Annotated in this window: 19 protein-coding genes; 12 read left to right on the top strand and 7 right to left on the bottom strand. The window is 49.6% G+C overall.

Annotated features, from left to right (window positions below; genetic code table 11):
• Positions 1-786: a TPM domain-containing protein gene (locus tag ACFOET_RS12910; protein ID WP_379023279.1), complete on the top strand. Its 786-nt coding sequence runs from the start codon at positions 1-3 to the stop codon at positions 784-786.
• 123 nt (positions 787-909) lie between these two features.
• A complete protein-coding gene (locus tag ACFOET_RS12905; protein ID WP_379023277.1) occupies positions 910-2,040 on the top strand; it encodes a redoxin domain-containing protein in 1,131 nt (376 codons plus the stop codon).
• Positions 2,041-2,123: 83 nt separating this feature from the next.
• Here ACFOET_RS12905 and pfkA read toward each other — a convergent pair whose 3' ends face one another.
• From pfkA to ACFOET_RS12885, 4 genes are all read right to left on the bottom strand, one after another.
• Positions 2,124-3,104, bottom strand: a complete 981-nt coding sequence (pfkA, locus tag ACFOET_RS12900) for a 6-phosphofructokinase (protein ID WP_379023275.1) — start codon at positions 3,102-3,104, stop codon at positions 2,124-2,126.
• A 19-nt stretch (positions 3,105-3,123) separates the two neighbouring features.
• On the bottom strand, positions 3,124-4,815 hold the full coding sequence (locus ACFOET_RS12895) for a protein-disulfide reductase DsbD family protein (RefSeq protein ID WP_379023273.1): 1,692 nt from the start codon (positions 4,813-4,815) through the stop codon (positions 3,124-3,126).
• A gap of 143 nt (positions 4,816-4,958) precedes the next feature.
• Positions 4,959-5,408 carry a protein-disulfide reductase DsbD domain-containing protein gene (locus ACFOET_RS12890; protein ID WP_379025114.1) on the bottom strand — a complete coding sequence of 150 codons (450 nt, stop codon included), beginning with the start codon at positions 5,406-5,408 and terminating at the stop codon, positions 4,959-4,961.
• A 104-nt stretch (positions 5,409-5,512) separates the two neighbouring features.
• A complete protein-coding gene (locus ACFOET_RS12885; protein ID WP_379023271.1) occupies positions 5,513-6,358 on the bottom strand; it encodes a biotin--[acetyl-CoA-carboxylase] ligase in 846 nt (281 codons plus the stop codon).
• Between ACFOET_RS12885 and rsfS the strand changes: the two genes are divergently transcribed.
• From rsfS to ACFOET_RS12850, 7 genes are all read left to right on the top strand, one after another.
• Positions 6,333-6,707 (top strand): ribosome silencing factor, encoded by a 375-nt coding sequence (rsfS, locus tag ACFOET_RS12880; protein WP_379023269.1) that lies wholly within the window; start codon positions 6,333-6,335, stop codon positions 6,705-6,707. The two genes, ACFOET_RS12885 and rsfS, sit on opposite strands and share 26 nt — an antisense overlap.
• Before the next feature lie 74 nt (positions 6,708-6,781).
• Positions 6,782-8,872, top strand: a complete 2,091-nt coding sequence (gene ftsH, locus ACFOET_RS12875) for an ATP-dependent zinc metalloprotease FtsH (protein ID WP_379025112.1) — start codon at positions 6,782-6,784, stop codon at positions 8,870-8,872.
• A 15-nt stretch (positions 8,873-8,887) separates the two neighbouring features.
• Positions 8,888-9,538, top strand: a complete 651-nt coding sequence (locus ACFOET_RS12870) for a LutC/YkgG family protein (protein ID WP_379023267.1) — start codon at positions 8,888-8,890, stop codon at positions 9,536-9,538.
• A gap of 41 nt (positions 9,539-9,579) precedes the next feature.
• Positions 9,580-10,650, top strand: a complete 1,071-nt coding sequence (locus ACFOET_RS12865; protein ID WP_379023265.1) for a PA0069 family radical SAM protein — start codon at positions 9,580-9,582, stop codon at positions 10,648-10,650.
• A gap of 43 nt (positions 10,651-10,693) precedes the next feature.
• Positions 10,694-11,320 (top strand): rhomboid family intramembrane serine protease, encoded by a 627-nt coding sequence (locus ACFOET_RS12860; RefSeq protein ID WP_379023263.1) that lies wholly within the window; start codon positions 10,694-10,696, stop codon positions 11,318-11,320.
• A gap of 157 nt (positions 11,321-11,477) precedes the next feature.
• Positions 11,478-13,154 (top strand): sodium/sugar symporter, encoded by a 1,677-nt coding sequence (locus tag ACFOET_RS12855; RefSeq protein WP_379023261.1) that lies wholly within the window; start codon positions 11,478-11,480, stop codon positions 13,152-13,154.
• 79 nt (positions 13,155-13,233) lie between these two features.
• A complete protein-coding gene (locus ACFOET_RS12850; protein ID WP_379023259.1) occupies positions 13,234-15,597 on the top strand; it encodes a prolyl oligopeptidase family serine peptidase in 2,364 nt (787 codons plus the stop codon).
• A 12-nt stretch (positions 15,598-15,609) separates the two neighbouring features.
• Here the strand turns inward: ACFOET_RS12850 and ACFOET_RS12845 are convergent, their stop codons facing one another.
• Positions 15,610-17,148: a YifB family Mg chelatase-like AAA ATPase gene (locus ACFOET_RS12845; protein WP_379023257.1), complete on the bottom strand. Its 1,539-nt coding sequence runs from the start codon at positions 17,146-17,148 to the stop codon at positions 15,610-15,612.
• A gap of 40 nt (positions 17,149-17,188) precedes the next feature.
• Positions 17,189-18,376 carry a glycosyltransferase family 4 protein gene (locus tag ACFOET_RS12840; RefSeq protein WP_379023255.1) on the bottom strand — a complete coding sequence of 396 codons (1,188 nt, stop codon included), beginning with the start codon at positions 18,374-18,376 and terminating at the stop codon, positions 17,189-17,191.
• A 295-nt stretch (positions 18,377-18,671) separates the two neighbouring features.
• Here ACFOET_RS12840 and ACFOET_RS12835 point away from each other — a divergent pair, with 295 nt between their 5' ends.
• The 3 genes from ACFOET_RS12835 to ACFOET_RS12825 all read left to right on the top strand — a co-directional run bounded on the left by ACFOET_RS12835 (position 18,672) and on the right by ACFOET_RS12825 (position 19,920).
• Positions 18,672-18,941, top strand: coding sequence for a YtxH domain-containing protein (locus tag ACFOET_RS12835; RefSeq protein ID WP_379023253.1), 270 nt, complete (start codon positions 18,672-18,674; stop codon positions 18,939-18,941).
• Between the two features lie 147 nt (positions 18,942-19,088).
• On the top strand, positions 19,089-19,475 hold the full coding sequence (locus ACFOET_RS12830; protein WP_379023251.1) for a phage holin family protein: 387 nt from the start codon (positions 19,089-19,091) through the stop codon (positions 19,473-19,475).
• On the top strand, positions 19,453-19,920 hold the full coding sequence (locus tag ACFOET_RS12825; protein ID WP_379023249.1) for a hypothetical protein: 468 nt from the start codon (positions 19,453-19,455) through the stop codon (positions 19,918-19,920). Before ACFOET_RS12830 ends, ACFOET_RS12825 begins: the two co-directional genes overlap by 23 nt.
• Here ACFOET_RS12825 and fcl read toward each other — a convergent pair.
• Positions 19,914-20,849, bottom strand: coding sequence for a GDP-L-fucose synthase (gene fcl, locus ACFOET_RS12820; RefSeq protein WP_379023247.1), 936 nt, complete (start codon positions 20,847-20,849; stop codon positions 19,914-19,916). The genes ACFOET_RS12825 and fcl overlap by 7 nt on opposite strands.
• Positions 20,850-20,948: the final 99 nt, after the last annotated feature.

Raw genomic sequence — 20,948 nt, 5'->3', positions numbered from 1 at the left:
ATGATAAGCACTAGGCTCTTTTCTATAACCGCATTCATCCTATTACTAACGGGAACCACCGCGTGGACGCAAGAATTTCCACCGACACCCAATAAATTGGTCAACGATTATACCAATACGCTGTCTGCTTCACAGGTAGCGCAGTTGGAACGCAAGCTGGTAGCATTCGACGATAGTACATCTACCCAGATCGCCGTTGTCGTGATGCAGTCTACCGGGCAATATGACATTGCAGACTACGGGGTGCGGTTGGCCCAGCGTTGGGGTATCGGTGGTAAGGAGAACAACAATGGCATCCTGCTGTTGGTTGCTTTGGGGGACCGGGCGGTAACCATACAAACGGGGTATGGTGTGGAAGGCGCGGTACCGGATGCTATCGCTTACCGGATTATAGAGAACGAAATCAAACCCCCTTTCCGGCAAGGGGATTATTTCACGGGTATTAACCGCGCTACCGATGCGCTCATCGCCTATACCAAAGGGGAATATAAAGCGCCTCCTAAAAAAGAGCGGCCGGGCGGCGGCGGCGGTTTACTTGTCCTGTTGTTTATCATCATCATCGTGGTCATATCCCTGCTCGGCCGCGGCGGCGGAAAAGGAGGCGGCAAGGTGTTGGGCGGCCGCGGTACATCCGATTTGCTGTGGTGGACGCTCCTAAGCGGCATGGGCCGCGGGGGCAGAGGAGGTGGCTTTGGCGGCGGTGGCGGCTTCGGCGGTGGCGGCGGCGGTTTTGGAGGCTTTGGCGGCGGGGGCTTCGGCGGCGGCGGAGCCAGTGGACGGTGGTAAAGTACCGAAAGGCCGTCTGTTCAGTATGTTGTAAAAAACGTTTATATTGCAAGGCTGACATAAAAATACAGCATATTTGCGGCTTAACAGATTTCATTATTAAATAAGAAAAACAGGCACAAGATGAAAAAAATGGTTTTGGTGGTGATGGCAGTGTTGCCGTTTGCCGGAATTGCACAAGAAGATTTCACGATAAAAGCTAACGTAGGGAACTTGAATGCTCCTGCAAAGGCTTACCTAAGCTACCGTACAGCCAACGGTGCGGTATTGGATTCGGCAGTCGTTTCCAACGGCGAATTTAAGTTTAACGGGAGTGTTGCCGAGCCATCGCGCGCGCTGGTGCTTCTTGCTCACGAAGGGGGTGACATCCGCCAAATGGAAGATCCTGACCGGTTGGAGTTTTACCTGGAAAAAGGCGCGATCAGTATCACCGCTGATGACTCATTGGTAAATGCTTCGGTAAAGGGTGGCGCCGTAAACCGTGATTTTGCGGCATACCAGGAGAAGTTAGACGCTCCAAAGGAAAAAATGGAGGCCCTTATGGGCCGTTATTATGCGGCGTCCGACGAGCAGAAGCAAGATCAGGCATTTGTCACGGGACTGCAGGCCGAAGCGATGGCTATCCAGGAGGAGCAGAAAATCATTGATTTTGCGTACATCAAAGCGAATCCGGCAAGCGTCGTGAGTCTTGATCTGCTTTTCCCGTATGTCGGTTCGGAGCCGGCAGCAGAGGTGGTGGAGCCGGCATTTAACGGATTGTCGGCAGCCCTTAAAAACTCAGACAAGGGCAAAGCGATTGCTGATCAGCTGGAAGCGGTCAAACGCATCGATATCGGTGCGATTGCTCCGGAATTTGCTCAGCCCGATACTGCCGGCAACACTATCCCATTATCTTCATTCAGAGGCAAATACGTACTGGTTGATTTCTGGGCAAGCTGGTGCGGACCCTGCCGGGACGAAAATCCGAACGTAGTAGCGGCATACCAAGCATTTAAAGACAAAAACTTTACCGTGTTCGGCGTATCCCTTGACCGACCGGGCCAAAAAGAGGCTTGGCTTAGAGCCATCCACGATGACGGCTTGCAGGACTGGCCACATGTCTCTGAGTTGAAGTGGTGGGAGTCTGATGTCGTCAAGCAATATGCCATCCAAGGCATACCGGCCAACTTCTTGCTTGACCCTGAAGGGCGCATCGTAGCCAAAAACCTGCGCGGCGAAGCGCTTCACGCGGCGTTGGCGGAATTACTGGACTAACTACAACTTACTTGCGCCCTGCTCACCCATAAAAAAGGCCCGCTAATGGCGGGCCTTTTTTATGGGCGTTTGCGCACGCCCTTCTAAGATGATAAGATATCTACGATACTGAGCAGGTTTTCATTGATCGTACTAATGTGCTTGATGGCTTTATCAAAAGGGGTAAATGCAATCTTCCCATGGATAAGGCCGGCCATCTCGCCTCGACGGCCTTCCAGCAGCGCCTCAACAGCGGCAACACCTAAGCGGCTGGCCAAAACGCGGTCCATGCAGCTTGGGCTACCGCCCCGCTGTATATGGCCGAGGATCGATACACGCAAATCGTATTGCGGAAAGCGTTCCTTAATCCGCTCGGCCACTGCAAAAGCGCCACCAACCTCATCACCTTCAGCTACAATGATCACCCGTGAGGCCTTATTCTTGCGCGTACGGTCCAACCGATCCATCATGGCTTCATAGTTTACCTTAATCTCCGGAATCAGCACGCATTCTGCTCCAACGCTGATACCGGAACGTAATGCAATAAGGCCGGAATCACGGCCCATCACCTCCACCACAAACACACGATCATGCGATTCGGCGGTATCGCGGATTTTGTCTACCGCGTCAATGACCGTATTAATGGCGGTATCGTAGCCGATGGTAAAATCGGTACCGGCCAGGTCATTATCGATCGTGCCGGGCAAGCCGATCACCGGAATATTATGTTCTTCAATGAATTTGGCAGCTCCCGTAAAGGTGCCATCCCCGCCAATGGCGACCAATCCGTCAATGCCATGTTTCTGTAGGTTTTCATAGGCGCGGCGGCGGCCCTCAACGGTACGGAACTCCTCGCTCCGCGCGGTTTTTAAAATGGTCCCCCCCCGTTGGATGATGTTGGCCACAGACTTGGCATCCATCGGAAAGATGTCGTTGTTTACCATACCGTCATAGCCCCGGCCTATTCCAAAAACGTTCAGATTATAGTGCAATGCCGTACGGACCACTGCCCGTATGCCTGCATTCATCCCCGGTGCATCTCCACCGGAAGTAAATACGGCGATGTTTTTGATGTTGCTACTCATTATATATTATTGGTTTTGCTTAGTGTGCTGATGTTTTTGCATGGAATGCGGACAAGCCGCTTTCCAAAAAACGGACGTAATTTTGGATGTCTTCGTTATATGCTTGAGCTGGAACAAGCTGATTGCCCTCGCCATCCACGATGACGTAATAAGGCTGGGCGTTTACCCCGAATCTCGACTGTTGGAGATCAGACCATTTTTGACCTACCCTACGGATTTTTTTGCCGCTAAATGACGACACATACTGCTCATCAAGTTCCAGGGCAGTGCGATCATCAACATACAGGGAGGCGAGAATATAATCTTCTTTAAGCAACTTCAACACCGTCGGATCGGGCCAAACCGACTCTTCCATTTTGCGGCAGTTGACACAGCTCCACCCGGTAAAATCTAGTAGAACAGGTTTATTGACTTGCTTGGAATATGCCAGCGCCTGCTCGTAATCATAGAAGGCATCGATGCCATGGGGCGCATGAAACACATCTCCATATTTCTTGACAATACCCGCGCTTTCCGGGGGCGTCGCCCCAGCGATACTGGCCTGATGCAGGTTGAAATCTTGCGTAGGTGAAGGTGGCAGCCAGGCGCTCAGCGCTTTGAGCGGCGCGCCCCACATGCCCGGAACCATGTATACGGTAAACGACAGGACGGCTATGGCAAAAAATAACCGTGGGATAGAAATGAAGGAAACATCGCTGTCGTGAGCGAACTTCAGTTTACCAAGCAGATAAAGACCGAATAAACCGAATATGACAATCCAGATGGCAAGGAATACTTCGCGATCAAGAATACCCCAGTGATACGCAAGGTCTACGTTTGAAAGAAACTTGAACGCCAGGGCCAGTTCCAGAAAGCCCAGCGATACCTTGACCGTATTAAGCCAACCGCCGGAACTCGGCATCTCTTTCAACAGCGAGGGAAAAAAAGCAAACAGCATGAACGGTATTGCTAACGCTACTGAAAAGCCCAGCATGCCCATGGCGGGCCCCATCAACGCACCCTTCGACACCGCTTCTACGAGCAGGTAGCCGATGATTGGTCCCGTGCATGAAAAAGACACCAAGGCCAATGTAAAAGCCATAAAAAACAGGCCGAGCAGCCCACCTCGGTTGGACTTTTCGTCCATTTTATTGACGAGCCGTGAGGGCAACGTGATTTCGAAAGCACCCAGAAAGGAAACGGCAAAAACGACGATGATAATGAAAAATAGGAGATTGAACCATGCACTGCTTGCCGCCTCGTTGAGCGCAGAAGCCCCGAAGACAAGGGTAACAAGCATTCCCAATGCGACGTAGATCACAATGATGAAAAGGCCATATAGCAGTGCATTGGCCACGCCTTTGGCTCTAGTGCCGCTCTGCTTGGTGAAAAAAGAAACGGTAAGCGGCACCATGGGATAAATACACGGCATCAGGAATGCAGCGAATCCGCCGATGATGCCTGCAATGAATATTCCCCACAATGTGGTGGGGTTGTTGTTGCTGGCTGCATCATCCCCGGGTGCCACTGCGGCATCCTGCCCATCGGTAAATTCTATATCGTCGGGCACATTCAAGTATTCCTGCGCAGCGGTGTCCTGCCCATCGGTGTCCTGCCCATCCGTAAATTCGATATCGTCAAAGTTGAACAAGGTATCTTGGGCAAAGGCAGGGAATGCAGACGTAATAACGGTTCCGGAAAGGAGCAATAAAGCAAGAAGAATATGCTTCATGAATAAATTCTTTAAAAAAGGGGATTGCAAACATACTAAAACCCCTACGAGGTACCAAATGGATTTGAGATGGAAACGGCCATACCAACGTCATTAATGAAAAAAGGCAGTAAACTGCCTTTTTCAGTATCTCATGGTGCCGCCTATTTCACAGCTACGGCAAACTCCACCTCATCCGGTGGAAGGCACCGCTCGGCATCACATGCCATAAACTCAACGGTACCCCTCACGGTGGTTGTTCCTTTTTTCAGCTTGACTTTCTGTTGGAAGACGACTTCCTTGTCGAAATAGGCAACGTCCATACCGAAAGCCTGTTCAAATTTGGATTTCGCCTTAGGCTCTGCCGGCTTTCCCACCAGCGCATAGTCAGCTGAAGGGGCAAAGGCGAACGATGTCTTTATCGGGCCGCCCTCTTCGACATGCTGCGAATAGATATGCCAGCCGTCCTCAATGGTAGCTTTCATGAAAACCACGGCCTCACCGTCACTGATCTTCTTGGCACCGAATTGCCATTTTACAGGGTCTAAAATCTGCGCAGAAACACCGGTTGCTGCAACAAACAAAATAGCTACTGCTAATGCGACTTTTTTCATAATCATTCAAGTGTATTGTTTAATGTAAGACTCGCGTCACCGGCTGGGGTTTAATATCAACCGGTATATTCGGTGTTTGCACTGCAAAGATAAAAATTTTCCTGTCAAATGACAAAAGCAATCTCCTTGATACCGAAGTCAACGGTGTGGCCGTTGAAGTCGATCAGCAACCGTCCTGTTTCGTTTACACCGCTCAGCACCCCATGCACCTCGACACCGTCAACCAGGAAGGGATGCGATTCGCCAATCCGGTAAAGACATGCGCTATACCTGAGCAATTGTTCCTGATACGCACCGTTCTTGAGCGCCGTGTACTCCCGTTCGATATGCCGGCAAAGGCCGGCCAACAATTCGGGCAATCCGGTGTCGCGATGCAAAATTTGCTTGATTGAAGTGGTTTTGTGCCGGATAGCCTCCGGAAAAACCGTTTGGTTTACGTTGATGCCGATGCCAACAACCGCTGATTTCCACAGCTTTCCCTTGAGAATATTTTCAATGAGCATACCTCCGATTTTCTTATCGCCGACATAAATATCGTTGGGCCATTTTACCGCTACCTTGGTCTGAAGCAAAGGCTCCAATAAGCTGACAATAGCTAAACTGATCGCAACGGTAAGGTGGAATTGGTATTTGGGGTCAATAAATGTGGGCGTAAGCAGCACGCTGCAAGTGAGGTTTTGTCCCGCTTCGCTTTGCCAAGACGTACCGTGTTGCCCCCTGCCAGCATATTGGTCAACTGCCATTATTACAGTACCTTCGGCAACTGGCGCAGATTTTGACAATTCTTTTTTCAGATATTCATTTGTGGAAGGGATCCGCTGTAATGTAATAACATTTTGTCCTTCAAATAATCCCGAAAATGTGTTACTTTGCAATACGAATGAGATTAAGGGGTAATATTGCCCAAAACTATAATTATTTTTAATGATAAAAAACGAAAAATCAGCCATATCAGCGCGCCTATCGGAGATTGTCATCCACGGTATGCAAGAGAAGAAGGGAAATGAAATTGTGCGGCTTGATTTAAGAAACATCCATAGTTCGGTGTCAGATTATTTCGTAATTTGCCACGCAGATTCATCTACGCAGGTAAATGCGTTGGCCAGAAGTGTTGAGGACGAAGTGTTCAAAGCATTAAAGCAGGAGCCATGGCGCAAAGAAGGTTTGGAACACGGAGAGTGGATCCTCTTGGACTTTGTCGATGTGGTTGTACATATTTTTAAAACAGATAGACGTCAATACTACGGCATCGAAGACCTTTGGGGCGATGCCGAACTGGAATATTATCAGAGTGCGTAATTCTAACAGAGTGCGTATTGCTAAGGAAATTTAACAAACGAGAAGGATAAGGTATGCCTAACGGACCCGATAAAATAAAGAGAGTGCCCAGCAAAAAGGTGACACCCAAGCCACCCAGATTCAATATCATGTGGCTATGGGTAGCCATGATTTTTGGCTTTTTTGCTTTGCAGTACATGTTTGCCGACGACAAACCAAAGCAGATCACCTATCAACAATTCGAAGAGAACATGTTGAAGACGGGTGACGTGGATCGCTTGGTTGCTTACAAACGGAATGATCTGTTTTTCGTAGAGGTATTCATCAAGAAAGACCGGCTTTCAGATCCAAAATACAAAGACGTACAGCCAAGCTCGAACAGCCTTACACTTACCCCGTCAAGCGGACCGCAGTATTTCTTTACAGACGGCTCATATGACGCCTTGGAGCGTAAGTTGAACACGGCACAAGAAGAAATAGACGCCAATGACAGGGTGCCTTTGCGGTTAGAGGACCGAACCAATGCGTGGACGGGATGGATTTTCTCTATTATGCTGCCGCTGTTGTTGATTATTGTATTTTGGATTTTCATTATGCGTCGTATGGGCGGCGGCGGCGCAGGCCCCGGCGGTCAGATTTTCAATATCGGCAAATCCAAAGCTACTCTTTTTGACAAAGAGTCGCAAGTGGCCATCACATTCAGCGATGTTGCCGGCCTCGAAGAGGCTAAGCAGGAGGTGATGGAAATAGTAGATTTTCTGAAGAACCCCAAAAAATACACAAATTTAGGGGGAAAAATACCCAAGGGCGCGTTACTGGTCGGCTCGCCAGGAACCGGAAAGACATTGTTGGCCAAGGCAGTTGCGGGCGAAGCACAAGTACCATTTTTCTCCCTTTCGGGATCTGACTTTGTGGAAATGTTTGTCGGTGTCGGCGCTTCACGCGTAAGGGACCTCTTCCGCCAAGCTAAAGATAAGGCGCCCTGTATCATCTTCATCGATGAGATTGATGCCATCGGGCGCGCCCGTGGAAAAAACAGCGTAATGGGTGGCAATGATGAACGGGAGAATACTTTGAACCAGCTATTGGTAGAAATGGATGGCTTCGGTACCGATTCGGGTATCATCATCATGGCGGCAACGAACAGGCCGGATGTCCTAGACTCCGCCCTGTTGCGCCCGGGACGTTTCGACAGACAGATATCCATTGACAAACCGGACTTGGTTGGACGTGAGCAGATTTTCAAGGTACACCTCAAACCCCTTAAACTGTCGGCCGAAGTGGATGCCAAAAAATTGTCCGCGCAAACTCCAGGTTTTGCTGGCGCAGAAATCGCCAACGTCTGCAACGAAGCGGCACTGATCGCCGCGAGGCGCAATAAGGCATCCATCGATATGCAAGACTTCCAGGATGCGATAGACCGGGTAATCGGCGGCCTGGAAAAGAAAAACAAGATCATTTCTCCTGAGGAAAAACGTATTGTAGCATTCCATGAAGCCGGACACGCCATAGCGGGTTGGTTTCTGGAACATGCAGACCCGTTGGTGAAAGTATCGATCGTGCCCCGCGGCGTGGCAGCACTTGGCTATGCGCAATACCTACCCAAGGAGCAGTTTTTATATACCACAGAACAGCTGATAGACGGCTTGTGCATGACCATGGGCGGGCGGGTTGCCGAGGACATTACGTTCGGCAAAATTTCAACAGGCGCCCAAAACGATTTGGAGCGGATAACGAAACTGACTTATGCCATGGTCGCTGTATACGGCATGAACCCTCGCGTAGGAAATGTGTCATTCAACGATAATCAGGAGAACCAGTTCCAACGGCCGTATTCCGACAAAACAGCCGAGCTGATCGACGAAGAAGTACGCAAACTGATTGCGGAAATTTACCAAAAGACAAAGGAGCTGCTTCTCGACAAGCGGGAGGGCTTGATAGCCCTGGCGGAAAAGCTACTTGAAAAAGAAATCCTTTTCCAAGCTGATCTGGAAGAAATATTGGGGAAACGTCCGTTTGACCACCGTACTACGTATGACGAGTTTGTGAACGGCGAGCACGGAGACGGCGATCAGCGAAAAGCTGCCGAAGGCTTGGTGCACGACGGCGTAGGTGATAATTCGGGCACATTTGAAAACAAGCCGTCCGAGGACGACACGCAAGCCACGGATAAACGGGATGGTTAATATAGAGGTAATGCCTTGCAGAAGAACGTAAAGACTACAACGGCAAAAGAGCGCATGCTGAAAAAAATCAGGCATGCGCTGCTACAGAAGCGCGAGCATCCTTATCCCGGTTTCGAGGAAACGGAATTATATGCCGAAGAAACTGATTCTATTGATGTGCTGTTTGCACAACGATTTACCGCTGCCGCGGGAAAGTTTGTGTATTGTGAAAACGAGGTCAGTTTCATCGAAAACCTGCTTTCATTGGCGGATAAGGAAGTGCTGCGCAGGATGTATGCCTGGGAACCAAGAATACAGCAGCTGCTGGAGCAGTATGAATTTCCTTTTTTCCGAAGCAATAAAGGGTTCGCAGAAGCTGAAGCGGGAATCACCGGTTGTGAGGCGCTTATTGCCCGATTTGGCAGCATATTGATAAGTAATGCTGATGCCTCCGGCCGACAGCTGACCATTTACCCGCACATGCACATTGTCGTGGCATACACCTCACAACTGGTGATGGACATCAAAGATGGCCTAGGTTTGATGCGCCGACGCTATGGTGTTGCGCTCCCTTCGTTAATTAGCGTCATCACAGGCCCAAGCCGTACCGCTGATATCGAGAAGACCCTCGTTTTGGGCGCACACGGCCCCAAAGAGGTATTCGTGTTCTTATTGGAAGACCAATAGACTTAAGGTAAATATACTAATTTATTTAGTATATTTGCCTTATGAAAACTATGCGAAACTCAGCGTATTTCAAAGGGCGCGGTGCCCAGGTAAATACACACAATAAATTCGTGGCGCAACGGTATGTCGCTGAGCACGTCGAAGGGTTGGATGAGGAGTTTTTAGAGAACTCGGGTACACAGCTGATCAATGAACACCCCAAGAAAATCATCAGCACCAACGACAGTCCAGACCTTCCCATGGGTTACTCAGTAAACCCCTACCAAGGCTGCGAGCATGGCTGTATCTATTGTTATGCCCGTAATGCGCATGAGTACTGGGGGTATAGCGCCGGTCTGGACTTTGAGCGTAAAATCATCGTCAAGCGCAATGCTGCTGAATTGCTGGAGCGTCAATTTAACGCCAAGAATTACAAACCGAAGGTGATCATGCTCTCGGGCAATACCGATTGCTATCAACCAGTAGAGCGAAAACTCAGGATTACGCGCGCCATGTTGGAGGTTATGCTTGCATACCGCCATCCAGTCTCTATCATCAGCAAGAACAGCCTTGTGCTTCGAGACATGGATATTTTATCAGAAATGGCACAGCTTGGCCTTGTTCATGTAGCCATTTCCATCAATTCGCTGAATGAAGAGCTTAGGCAAAAGATGGAACCGCGCACGGTTACCGCCAAGGGGCGGCTTAACGTAATCCAGAAACTCAGTGATGCAGGCATTCCCACCATGGTCATGTGTGCGCCTATCCTGCCGGGGCTAAACAGCGACGAGGTGCCTGAGGTGATCAAAGCGGCTGCTGACCATGGCGCAAGGGCCGCAGGATACACCATCGTAAGGCTGAACGGCGCCATAGGCGAACTGTTTACGGATTGGATACACAAAGCTTATCCAGATCGCGCCGACAAAGTGCTGCATAGCATTGCTGCCTGCCACGGCGGGAAACTTAATGACAGCCGCTGGGGGGTACGAATGCACGGGGAGGGAAAACTGGCAGATAGCATCCGCCAGTTGGTGAAGTTGAGCATAAAACGGTATATGGGCGGGGCGAGGATACCCGAACTCCGGCTTGACCGCTTTTCCCCGAAAAACGGAAAGCAACTGAATTTGTTTTGATAGCAGATATTTTTTCTTACTTTCGACACACGAATACAAAAGCATGAGAGAATACCTGATTAATACGCCGGTGGCAAGCATTATCTTCGCCTTCACGATAGCCACCAGTATTTATACTTTTTCAAACCATCAGCTTTTCGGCAGATTCATGTTGCACCCATATAGTGTGAGTAAAGGACAGCGCCTGCACACGTTGTTGACCAGCGGGCTTATTCACCGGGATTGGGGGCACTTACTGTTCAATATGCTCACCTTTTATTTTTTTGGTTTTTCGTTGGAAGCGCTGTTGGCAGGTTTAAGCACATGGGGACACCTTCAATTTGCATTGATTTATGTACTCGGGCTCGTATTGAGTGATGTTGGCACCGTTTTTAAAGAAAAAAACAACTTCTCCTACTATAGCCTTGGGGCATCAGGGGCTATCTGTGCGGTGCTGTTCAGTTTTATCCTCTTCGATCCGAAAATGATGTTGGGCATATTTTTCGTTATTCCCATGCCCGCGTGGCTGTTCGGCGTACTCTTTCTGGCGTATTGCGTTTGGGCTTCTAAAAATGCACGCGATAGCATCAACCATGACGCGCACTTCTATGGCGCCATTTTTGGCATTTTGCTTACAATCATCTTTTACCCCTGGGTGATACAACACTTCATTCAGCGGTTTACGGGGTGATCCTTGGTGTTTTTAGAACACCATTGTAACTGATTTGCAATCAGCGATTTGCCATACCAACCCCCACTGATATCAACGGGTAGTATGGATTTATAGCAATTTATTTTTACTTTAGCCCGATTTGTAAACTTAATCGTGTACCACCAACGGACAACGCATGGAATTTGCATTAATAGATAAACTGATTTTCATCGGATACGGTGTATTAATCATCGGGATTGGCTTGTGGGTATCAAGGGGAAAGGGCTCATCATCCGAAGACTATTTTTTAGCAGGTAAATCATTGCCTTGGTGGGCCATAGGGGCTTCACTGATCGCAGCCAACATCTCAGCGGAGCAGTTTATCGGGATGTCAGGCTCTGGATTTGCGATTGGACTTGCCATTGCATCGTATGAATGGATGGCTGCGCTTACGCTCTTGATCGTAGGCAAGTACTTTTTGCCGATATTTATACAGAAAAAATTATATACCATCCCGCAATTTATCGAAGTGAGGTATGGCACCAACCTGAAAACCATCTTGGCGATTTTCTGGATCTGCCTGTTCGTTTTCGTTAACCTTACCTCCGTGTTGTACCTGGGAGCGACGGCACTGGACACGATCCTCGGCACCGGCGATGGCTCCTTGTTTATGTACGCCATATACGGGCTGGCGCTATTTGCTGCCGCCTATTCCCTGTACGGCGGGTTGTCGGCGGTGGCATGGACAGACGTGGTTCAAGTGGTGCTTCTGGTTATCGGTGGCCTCATCACCACATTCATGGCATTGTCTCATATTTCGGACGACGGCGGCGTAATCTCCGGCCTGGTCAAGGTATACCAAGCGGTACCTGAAAAGTTTTCAATGATTCTCGAACAGGGTGAAGTGATCTCACCTGGCGGGCGGGATGCCTGGTGGGACCTCCCCGGTATCGCGGTACTCATCGGCGGCATGTGGGTGGCCAACTTGTACTACTGGGGATTCAACCAGTATATCATCCAGCGTACGCTGGCAGCCAAGAGCCTCAAGGAGTCGCAAAAAGGAATTATCCTTGCAGGGTTTATCAAGCTGCTTATGCCGTTGCTTGTGGTCATTCCAGGCATTGTCGCTTTCGTCATGAACATGGATGCCAATGGGCAGATTACGGCTGAACACGCTGACCCATCGTTCTTTTCAAGAACCGGAGCGGTGATCAGTGACAACGCTTCTCCTTGGCTCATCAGGGAGTTTGTGCCCACCGGGGCTAAGGGGCTGGTGGTCGCTGCATTGGCGGCAGCCATCGTCTCGTCTCTGGCCTCCATGCTCAACTCAACCGCTACGATCTTCACGATGGACATTTACAAGCCTTACTTCCAAAAACGCGAATCAGAAAAAGGATTGGTGCGCGTGGGCCGTATTTCAGCTTCGCTTGCGTTGTTGGTCGCCATTGTCCTCGCCCCCCAGCTCGCCAACCTCGGGCAGGTCTTTCAATACATACAGGAATACACCGGGGTGGTGAGCCCCGGCGTCCTTGCCGTGTTTATGCTCGGCCTGTTTTGGAAGAAAACGACCAACAATGCGGCGATATGGGGTATACTGGCATCCATTCCTATTGCTTTTTACTTCAAAGTGGCACCCAACGGCTGGGCTACAGGTCCGCTGTTCGTGAATCTCCCGTTTATGCACCAAATGATGATTACTTGGATACTGGTCATGCTCATCATGGTCGTCATCAGCTACATAGAAGGCAAGGGACGGGACTATGAGAAAGGAATTGTTTTGGAACGGTCGATCTTCAAGACGCCAGCAGCATTCAACATCGGCGGCTTCATCATCTGTATGATTTTAGTGTTGCTGTATAGCCTCTTTTGGTAAGCAAACCAAATTGTTACTTCCGGTTCTGCAAAAACTAGTTACATTCGCTGTTGATTCGTATCAAGAAAAACGGCAGCCAATGTATAAAATTCTGCTTACCATTGCCTTCGTCGGCTTCCATTTGTCCTATGCGCAGCAAGCTTCGCTTACGGTAGAGCGTATCATGCGCGATCCCAAATGGATCGGCTCCTCGCCAGAGCGGGTACACTGGGACATCAACGGCACACTTTATTTCACTTGGAATCCGGAGGCGGAAGAGGCTGCCTCGCTATACCGTGTAACCGCCGCTGACCGTACGCCACGCAAAATCAACCCCAGAAAAGAACAGGGAATAATTGACCAATATACGTACGACAAAACCCGCAGACGGGCGGTTTTTGAGCGGCACGGCGACATCTATCTCTACGAATTGAAAACGGGCCAGGAAGTCCGGCTGACGAACACGGTGCTGCGGGAAAGCAACCCGCAGTTCAGCAGCGATGGAAAACACATAATCTTCCAACAGGGGGACAATCTGTTCCAGCTCGGCTTGGAACAGTATGATTGGGTCCAGCTCAGCAATTTCACCAGGAATGGCCGTACGCGGGGCGAGCCTTCGGAAAATTTATCGCCGCAGAACCAATGGCTACAGGACGACCAATTGGAGCTTTTCAACGTATTGACACAACGGAATCGGAAAGACTCGATCAGAAGAGCCCGGCAACAAGAAATCGATGTGCGAGGCTTGAAGCAGCTGGAAATCGGGGATGACATACTGTCGATGCAGCAGCTGAGCCCCAATCGCCGCTATATCACGTACCGGCTTACCCAACGCGCCGAAGGCAACAAGAATACGATCGTACCCAATTACGTGACCGAATCGGGATACACCGAAGATATTCCCGCACGGACCAAGGTGGGCAGTGCGCTACCAGTGTCACGGACTTTTGTTTATGACCGGCAACGGGACACGGTGTACCGTGTCGACACAAAGACGATACCCGGAATAAGAGATCTGCCAGATTTTTGGGACGACTACCCCACCAGAAAAAGGGAGCTGCAGGAGGAGAATAAAGATCGGCAGGTTACCATTGGACAGGTAAATTGGAATGAAGCTGGTACGGCGGCATGTGTGGTCGTGACTGCAGCAGACAATAAAGACCGGTGGATCATGCGCCTCAATCCAGAAAATGGCTCACTGCACCTGATCGACCGCCAGCGTGACGAAGCCTGGATTGCCGGCCCCGGTATCGGCGGATCATGGGGGGGCGGCAACATTGGCTGGATAGATGAAGAAACGATCTACTTCCAAAGCGAGGCATCCGGCTATTCGCACTTGTATACTGCCAACGTACATACCGGACAACGACAACAGCTCACCCACGGCAATTGGGAGGTGAGCAACCTGCAGCTGTCTGCCGACAAAAGCCACTTTTTCTTCACCGGGAATGCTAAGCACCCCGGAATCACGCATTTTTACAGCATCCCCGTGAAAGGTGGCACCGCAACACAGCTAACGAGCATGGACGGCGGCAATGAGGTCACGCTTTCGCCAGATGAAAAATGGTTGGCAATTCGCTATTCCTATTCCAACAAGCCGTGGGAGCTCTATCTTCAGGAAAATAAGCCGGGGGCCAACGCGGAAAAGATCACGGCATCGCTTACCGATGAATTCAATGCATATGCATGGAGAGAACCGGAAGTCATCTCGTTCAAAAACCGATTTGGTGACGATGTATATGCCAGACTTTACCAGCCTGATAAACCAAAGCGCGGCCGACCGGCAGTCATATTCGTACATGGTGCTGGCTACCTGCAGAACGTGCATTACTGGTGGAGCCAATACTATCGGGAATATATGTTCCATAACCTGCTGGTTGATCTGGGGTACACCGTTTTGGATATCGACTATACGGGTAGTGCTGGATATGGGCGTGACCATCGTACCGGTATATACCGTCACATGGGCGGCAAAGACCTGAGCGACCACGTAGACGGCGCAAATTTGCTAGCCGAAAAATATGGTGTAAACCCGGAGAATATTGGTATATATGGGGGCTCCTACGGCGGCTTCATCACCCTTATGGCGATGTTTAATGAGCCGGAGGTTTTCGCCGCGGGGGCTGCATTACGTTCAGTAACTGATTGGGCACACTACAACCATGGATACACGTCTAACATCCTCAACGAACCAACCACAGATCCGATCGCCTACAAGCGCTCTTCTCCGATATATTTTGCTGAAGGGCTAACAGGACATCTGTTGATGTGCCACGGCATGGTCGATGTAAACGTTCATTTCCAAGATATCGTGAGGCTGAGCCAACGTTTAATCGAGCTGGGCAAGGACAACTGGGAGCTGGCTGTTTATCCCGTTGAAGACCATGGCTTTTTGGAACCGAGCAGTTGGACCGACGAATACAAGCGTATTTTGAAACTGTTTGAAGAACGACTCAATAACTGAACTGCCGTCCGATCAATCCGACCAACTTTCACGGTCAAGGCTTCGGAATTGAATGGCCTCGGCTAGGTGTGCCGTTTCAATTTCCATACTACCGTCCATATCGGCAATGGTACGCGATACCCTTAATATCCGGTCATAAGCCCGGGCGGAAAGTCCCAGCCGTTCCATGGCTGTTTTCAACAGCGCCCGTCCGGCTTCATCGATGCTGCAGATTGCCCGCACCTGCTTAGCGCTCATCTGCGCATTGTTGTGGATATCCGGGTTGGACTTGAAACGTGCTGCCTGTATTTTCCTGGCTTCTATAACCCGGCTGCGGATCACCGCACTTTTCTCCGGCACGCGCACCGAAGTCAGCTCGCTGAAATCAACTGGCGTCACTTCCACATGCAGATCGATCCGATCCAACAACGGCCCAGACACCTTACTTAAATATTTTTGCACCATTCCCGGATGACACACACAATCTTTCTGCGGATGGTTGTGAAATCCACATGGGCAAGGGTTCATGGCAGCGATTAAAATGAAACTAGCCGGATAATTGACGGAAAAACGGGAACGCGAAATGGTGATCTGCCTCGACTCAAGAGGTTGCCGCATCACTTCCAACACGGCGCGTTTAAACTCTGGCAGTTCGTCCAGAAAGAGCACGCCGTTGTGGGCGAGTGAAATTTCTCCAGGCTGCGGCGTATTTCCGCCGCCTACCAATGCAACGTCGCTGATGGTGTGGTGAGGGGCGCGAAATGGCCTTACGGTCATCAACGAGTCGGTAGCACCAAGCTTGCCCGCCACAGAGTGTATCTTAGTAGTCTCCAGCGACTCGCCCAGGCTCAAGGGTGGCAATATCGTCGGCAGGCGTTTTGCCAGCATCGTCTTGCCCGACCCGGGAGGACCGATTAAAATTGCATTATGGCCGCCGGCAGCAGCTATCTCCAGCGCGCGCTTGATGTTCTCCTGTCCCTGCACATCCGCAAAATCGGTATCATAGTTATCAATATTCTTTAGAAACTCGTCCGCTGTGTTCACCTCGGTACGGCCGAGCGAACCTTGATCGGCAAAAAAAGCAATTGCGTCTTTCAAATGCCGAATGCCATAAACCTGCAGGCCGTCCACAACCGCCGCTTCCCGGGCATTTGCCAGCGGAAGAATAATGCCTTTGAACCCCTCTCGGGCGGCCTGTACGGCGATCGGCAAAACCCCTTTGATAGGCAATATACCTCCATCCAGAGAAAGCTCTCCTAAGATGAGAAACTCACCTAACGCATGTGCCTCTATTTGTTTGGATGACGTGAGGATAGCAATGGCGATGGCCAGGTCATAGGAGGACCCTTCCTTTCGGATATCGGCAGGCGCAAGATTGACAACAATTTTTTGCCGGGGCATTCGGTAGCCGGACGTGGACAGTGCGCTTTCAATACGCCGCAGGCTTTCCTTCACCGCATTGTCCGGCAAGCCGACAATGTAATACTTAGTGCCCCCTGAAATGTTGACTTCGATGGTAATGGTGGTTGCTTCAATGCCATAGACAGCACTCCCATAGGTTTTGATCAGCATAGGCAGAAATCGTTTAATTTCTGCTAAATATACAAAAAAATCAGTTTTGATGCTGCTTTTCTTCGTACTGCTGCAACGCTTCCTCGGCTACTTCGCGGGCATGGTCCCGGAGCTGATAGACGTTTTCTTTATCCTCTTCTACGAGAAGAGGCTGCGATTGTGAGATGACTTGACGTACATCGTATAACCATAGCATTGTGTTCATCACTAACGCTACCAGCGCGATAAGGAGCAAAAGTTCGATGGTACCGATATGCTGGAATGACAGTGCCGTTCCGATTATCAGCACATTGAAACCAGAGAGCACCAAGGTAGCCTGAGTGTGGCTCATACCGGTGTCCAACAAGCGATGATGCAAATGATTGCGGTCGGCCATGAAAGGCGATTTGCCCTGTGCAAGCCGTATGATAATGACGCGCAACGTGTCAAATATCGGGATACTGAGGATGGCGATGGTAACCGCGGGAACCGACTCAACAAAAAACGCGGTAGTCGGAGCAAACTCCTGAGCACTGGCCAATTCAATAAACTGAATAGCCAACACCGATACGATGAAGCCAATGGTATATGCACCGGCATCTCCCATAAAAATTCGAGCCTTCCCGGCATTATGCCTAAGAAAACCCAAAACTGCGCCCGCCATGCTCACCGCCAATAACGACAGTCCGTATTCTTCCATCCGGAAAAAAAAATATCCGAACGTAAGGCTGACAATCAGGCTCACACTTCCCAACAGGCCGTTGATACCATCGATTAGATTAAACGCATTGATGATAAACACGATAAGCAGACTGGAAAAGGGGTAGCTTACAACAGGATGAATATCGTGGATGCCAAAAATACCATGAAACCCGGTCAACCGGATGTCGGCAAAGTAGACAACGATAAGCGCCGTTATGGATTGGGCAAGAAACTTTTTGTATGGGTTTAAGGCCGCCAGGTCGTCTTTCAGACCCACCAAAAAGATGAGGATCCCTGAAGCAAATATATAATTGGCGTAAGGTAGAATGTTTCCGGATATACAGAGGCAGGAGGTGAAAGCAAATGAAGTCAGTACAGCAATGCCTCCTAAATTCGGGGTGCGGTATTTGTGAATTTTCCGCTCCTCAAGCGCCGGGTCATCAAACAACCGTTTTTGATAAGCAAGCTTAATCAGGGAAGGAACAGCATATAAGGTGATGACGCATGAAAACAAAAATGAAAAAAGCACCAAGTAAATGTCTATCATATAGCATAGCGTATAGTACGAAGCAAGCCGAGACAAAGATAATCTAAATAACCAAGTACATGGATATTTGTTCGAATTATTTGAATCGCGTTAACGTAAGGGACGCAATATTTATGCCATTAATGCCGTTCCTGAGAATCGCTGCTAAAATACGCGATGTTGACTGTTCGCCCCATACATACACGCGGTTGGAATCAATTTAAGTTTTTGGCAAACGATTTGCAGATAAATTTGTATATTTAGCAGAACGCATATAAACAACGCTAAAAGTTTTCATAAAATAACACGACAGACTATGAATGATAACGCAAAAGTAGTAGCAGCACTATTAGCAGGATTGGCGGCAGGGGCCGCTCTCGGCATTTTATTCGCCCCAGACAAAGGCTCTGAGACGCGTGATAAACTTAATGACTCCTTAAAAGATCTTGGCGAAGCACTAAAAGAACGTACGGCTGAACAAATGGAGCACCTCAATGATTTCAAAGAAAAGGTAGTGGCCGCTGTAAAATCCAACACGAACAAGGCGGAGCAAACCGTTGAAGAAGCATTGGAAGAGCACGCCTGAATATAGAAAGGGGCCCGGCCCTAGGCCATGACATGGCACTGCAGGTCATCGCGTCGGAATATCCCCGACGGGCGAAAACAGCTATGATTTGCTCACTATTGCCCGTGTGTTATATTTTAATAATCTATAAATCCTTGGTGAAGCCAGATGGAGGAAAGAAAATTTTCACTTAAAGGAGTGTTCCAGAAGAGCAAGGAATACATCGACACCCGATTCAAATTGGTCAAACTCAAGCTCGTCGAACGGTCTTCTCGACTGATTGCGAGCCTGATTGTTGACGTAGCGAAGACCCTATTAGCCTTGTTCGTTATTTTCTTCCTCAGCCTGGCTTTAGGATTTTACTTGAGTGAACTATTAGGGAGTCGGTCATTAGGTTTTCTTGCCACGGCGGGTATATTCGTGATATTAATCGCATTGATATCGCTGATGGAAGCACCCTTAGAACGCTTATTCATGAACCTTTCCATCAAGCGGTTTCTGCAAAAATGGAATGATGAAATAGACGATGAAGATGAGCAAGGAAAGCAAGGTTAGGAACCTCAACGAGCTTAAGCTGGAGATTGCACGCCTTAAAGCGCTTGCCGGCGAACAGGAACGCTACCTGAATGATCAATACCTGCTTTTTAACGAAAGGATCGCCGCACCTGTACGGTTTATGAATTCGCTGGCTAACTGGATTCCGGGGGCAGGCGTCGCGAAAGGGCTGTTTGCCAAAAGCAGGGGCGACGAAGACTGGATAAGCAAATCGCTTCGGATAGGGCTTCCCGTCATCCTCAACCGGTTTTTCCTACGCAAAGCGGGATTCATTAAAAGAGCGCTGGTTACGTTGCTATCACAGCAAGCAGCCGGTGTCCTGAACAAGGATAACGTCAGCAATATGATCAACAAAGTGGCTGATTTTATCCGCCCGCCCAAAAGGCGTCGGAAAGCTCATAAACACATGGATTACGGGATCCCGCCTGACAGCGAAACCTACTGACGTGCAATTCGGCCTATGAAATCCTCATAGGCCATTTTTACGCCTGCCTCAAGAGATGTTTTGTGGCGCCAGCCCATTTCGTGTAGTTTGCTCACATCCATAAGCTTGCGCGGTGTGCCGTCCGGCATAGACCGGTCAAAGATCAATTCCCCATCATAGCCAACCACAGATCTTATCAAATTGGCCAGTTCCCTGATACTGATGTCTTCACCGGTTCCAACGTTTATCAGGTCCGGGCTGGTGTAATGGTCCATCAAATACGTGCACGCATCCGCCAAATCATCAGCAAACAAAAATTCGCGCCTGGGTGTGCCCGTTCCCCATACTACGACCTCTGGCTGGCCCAGGGCCTTAGCCTCATGGAAACGGCGGATCAAGGCTGGCATCACATGCGAGTGTTCCGGGTGGTAATTGTCGTTGTAGCCGTAGAGGTTGGTGGGCATCACCGAGATGAAATTACAGCCATATTGGGCGCGGTAAGCCTCGCAGAGCTTGATGCCTGCTATCTTAGCGATAGCATAGGGCTCATTGGTCGGCTCAAGCAATCCCGTGAGCAAGGAGCTTTCTTTAATCGGCTGTGGAGCTAGCTTTGGATAAATGCAGCTCGACCCCAGAAAAAGCAGTTTCTTCACCCCATGGAGGTATGCCTGGTGAATGACGTTGTTTTGAATGGCCAGGTTTTCATAAAGAAAATCTGCCCTGAAGGTGTTATTGGCGAGTATGCCGCCCACTTTTGCCGCAGCAAGAAACACATATTCCGGCTTTTCTGCGGCAAAAAATTCAGCGACATCCTGCTGATTGCGCAGGTCCAGTTCGCCAGACGTTCGTAACAGCAGGTTACTGAATCCTTGTGCATTCAATCTCCGGTGTATCGCCGATCCCACCATTCCGCGGTGGCCGGCGATGTATATTTTAGCGTCTTTTTTCACGAGTACTTTATAATATCATGCAAAGATAAGGTTATTTTTGCACGCCGCTTGAGGCCCTTCAACCATGCCTGCCCGCAGGTGGCTTGAGGGAAAATTACC

The organism is Parapedobacter deserti, from assembly GCF_042646065.1.
In the GTDB taxonomy this organism is placed as follows: Bacteria; Bacteroidota; Bacteroidia; order Sphingobacteriales; family Sphingobacteriaceae; genus Parapedobacter; species Parapedobacter deserti.
The sequence above is the reverse complement of the archived record's forward strand: the minus strand, read 5'-3'. Positions and strand labels throughout refer to the sequence as shown.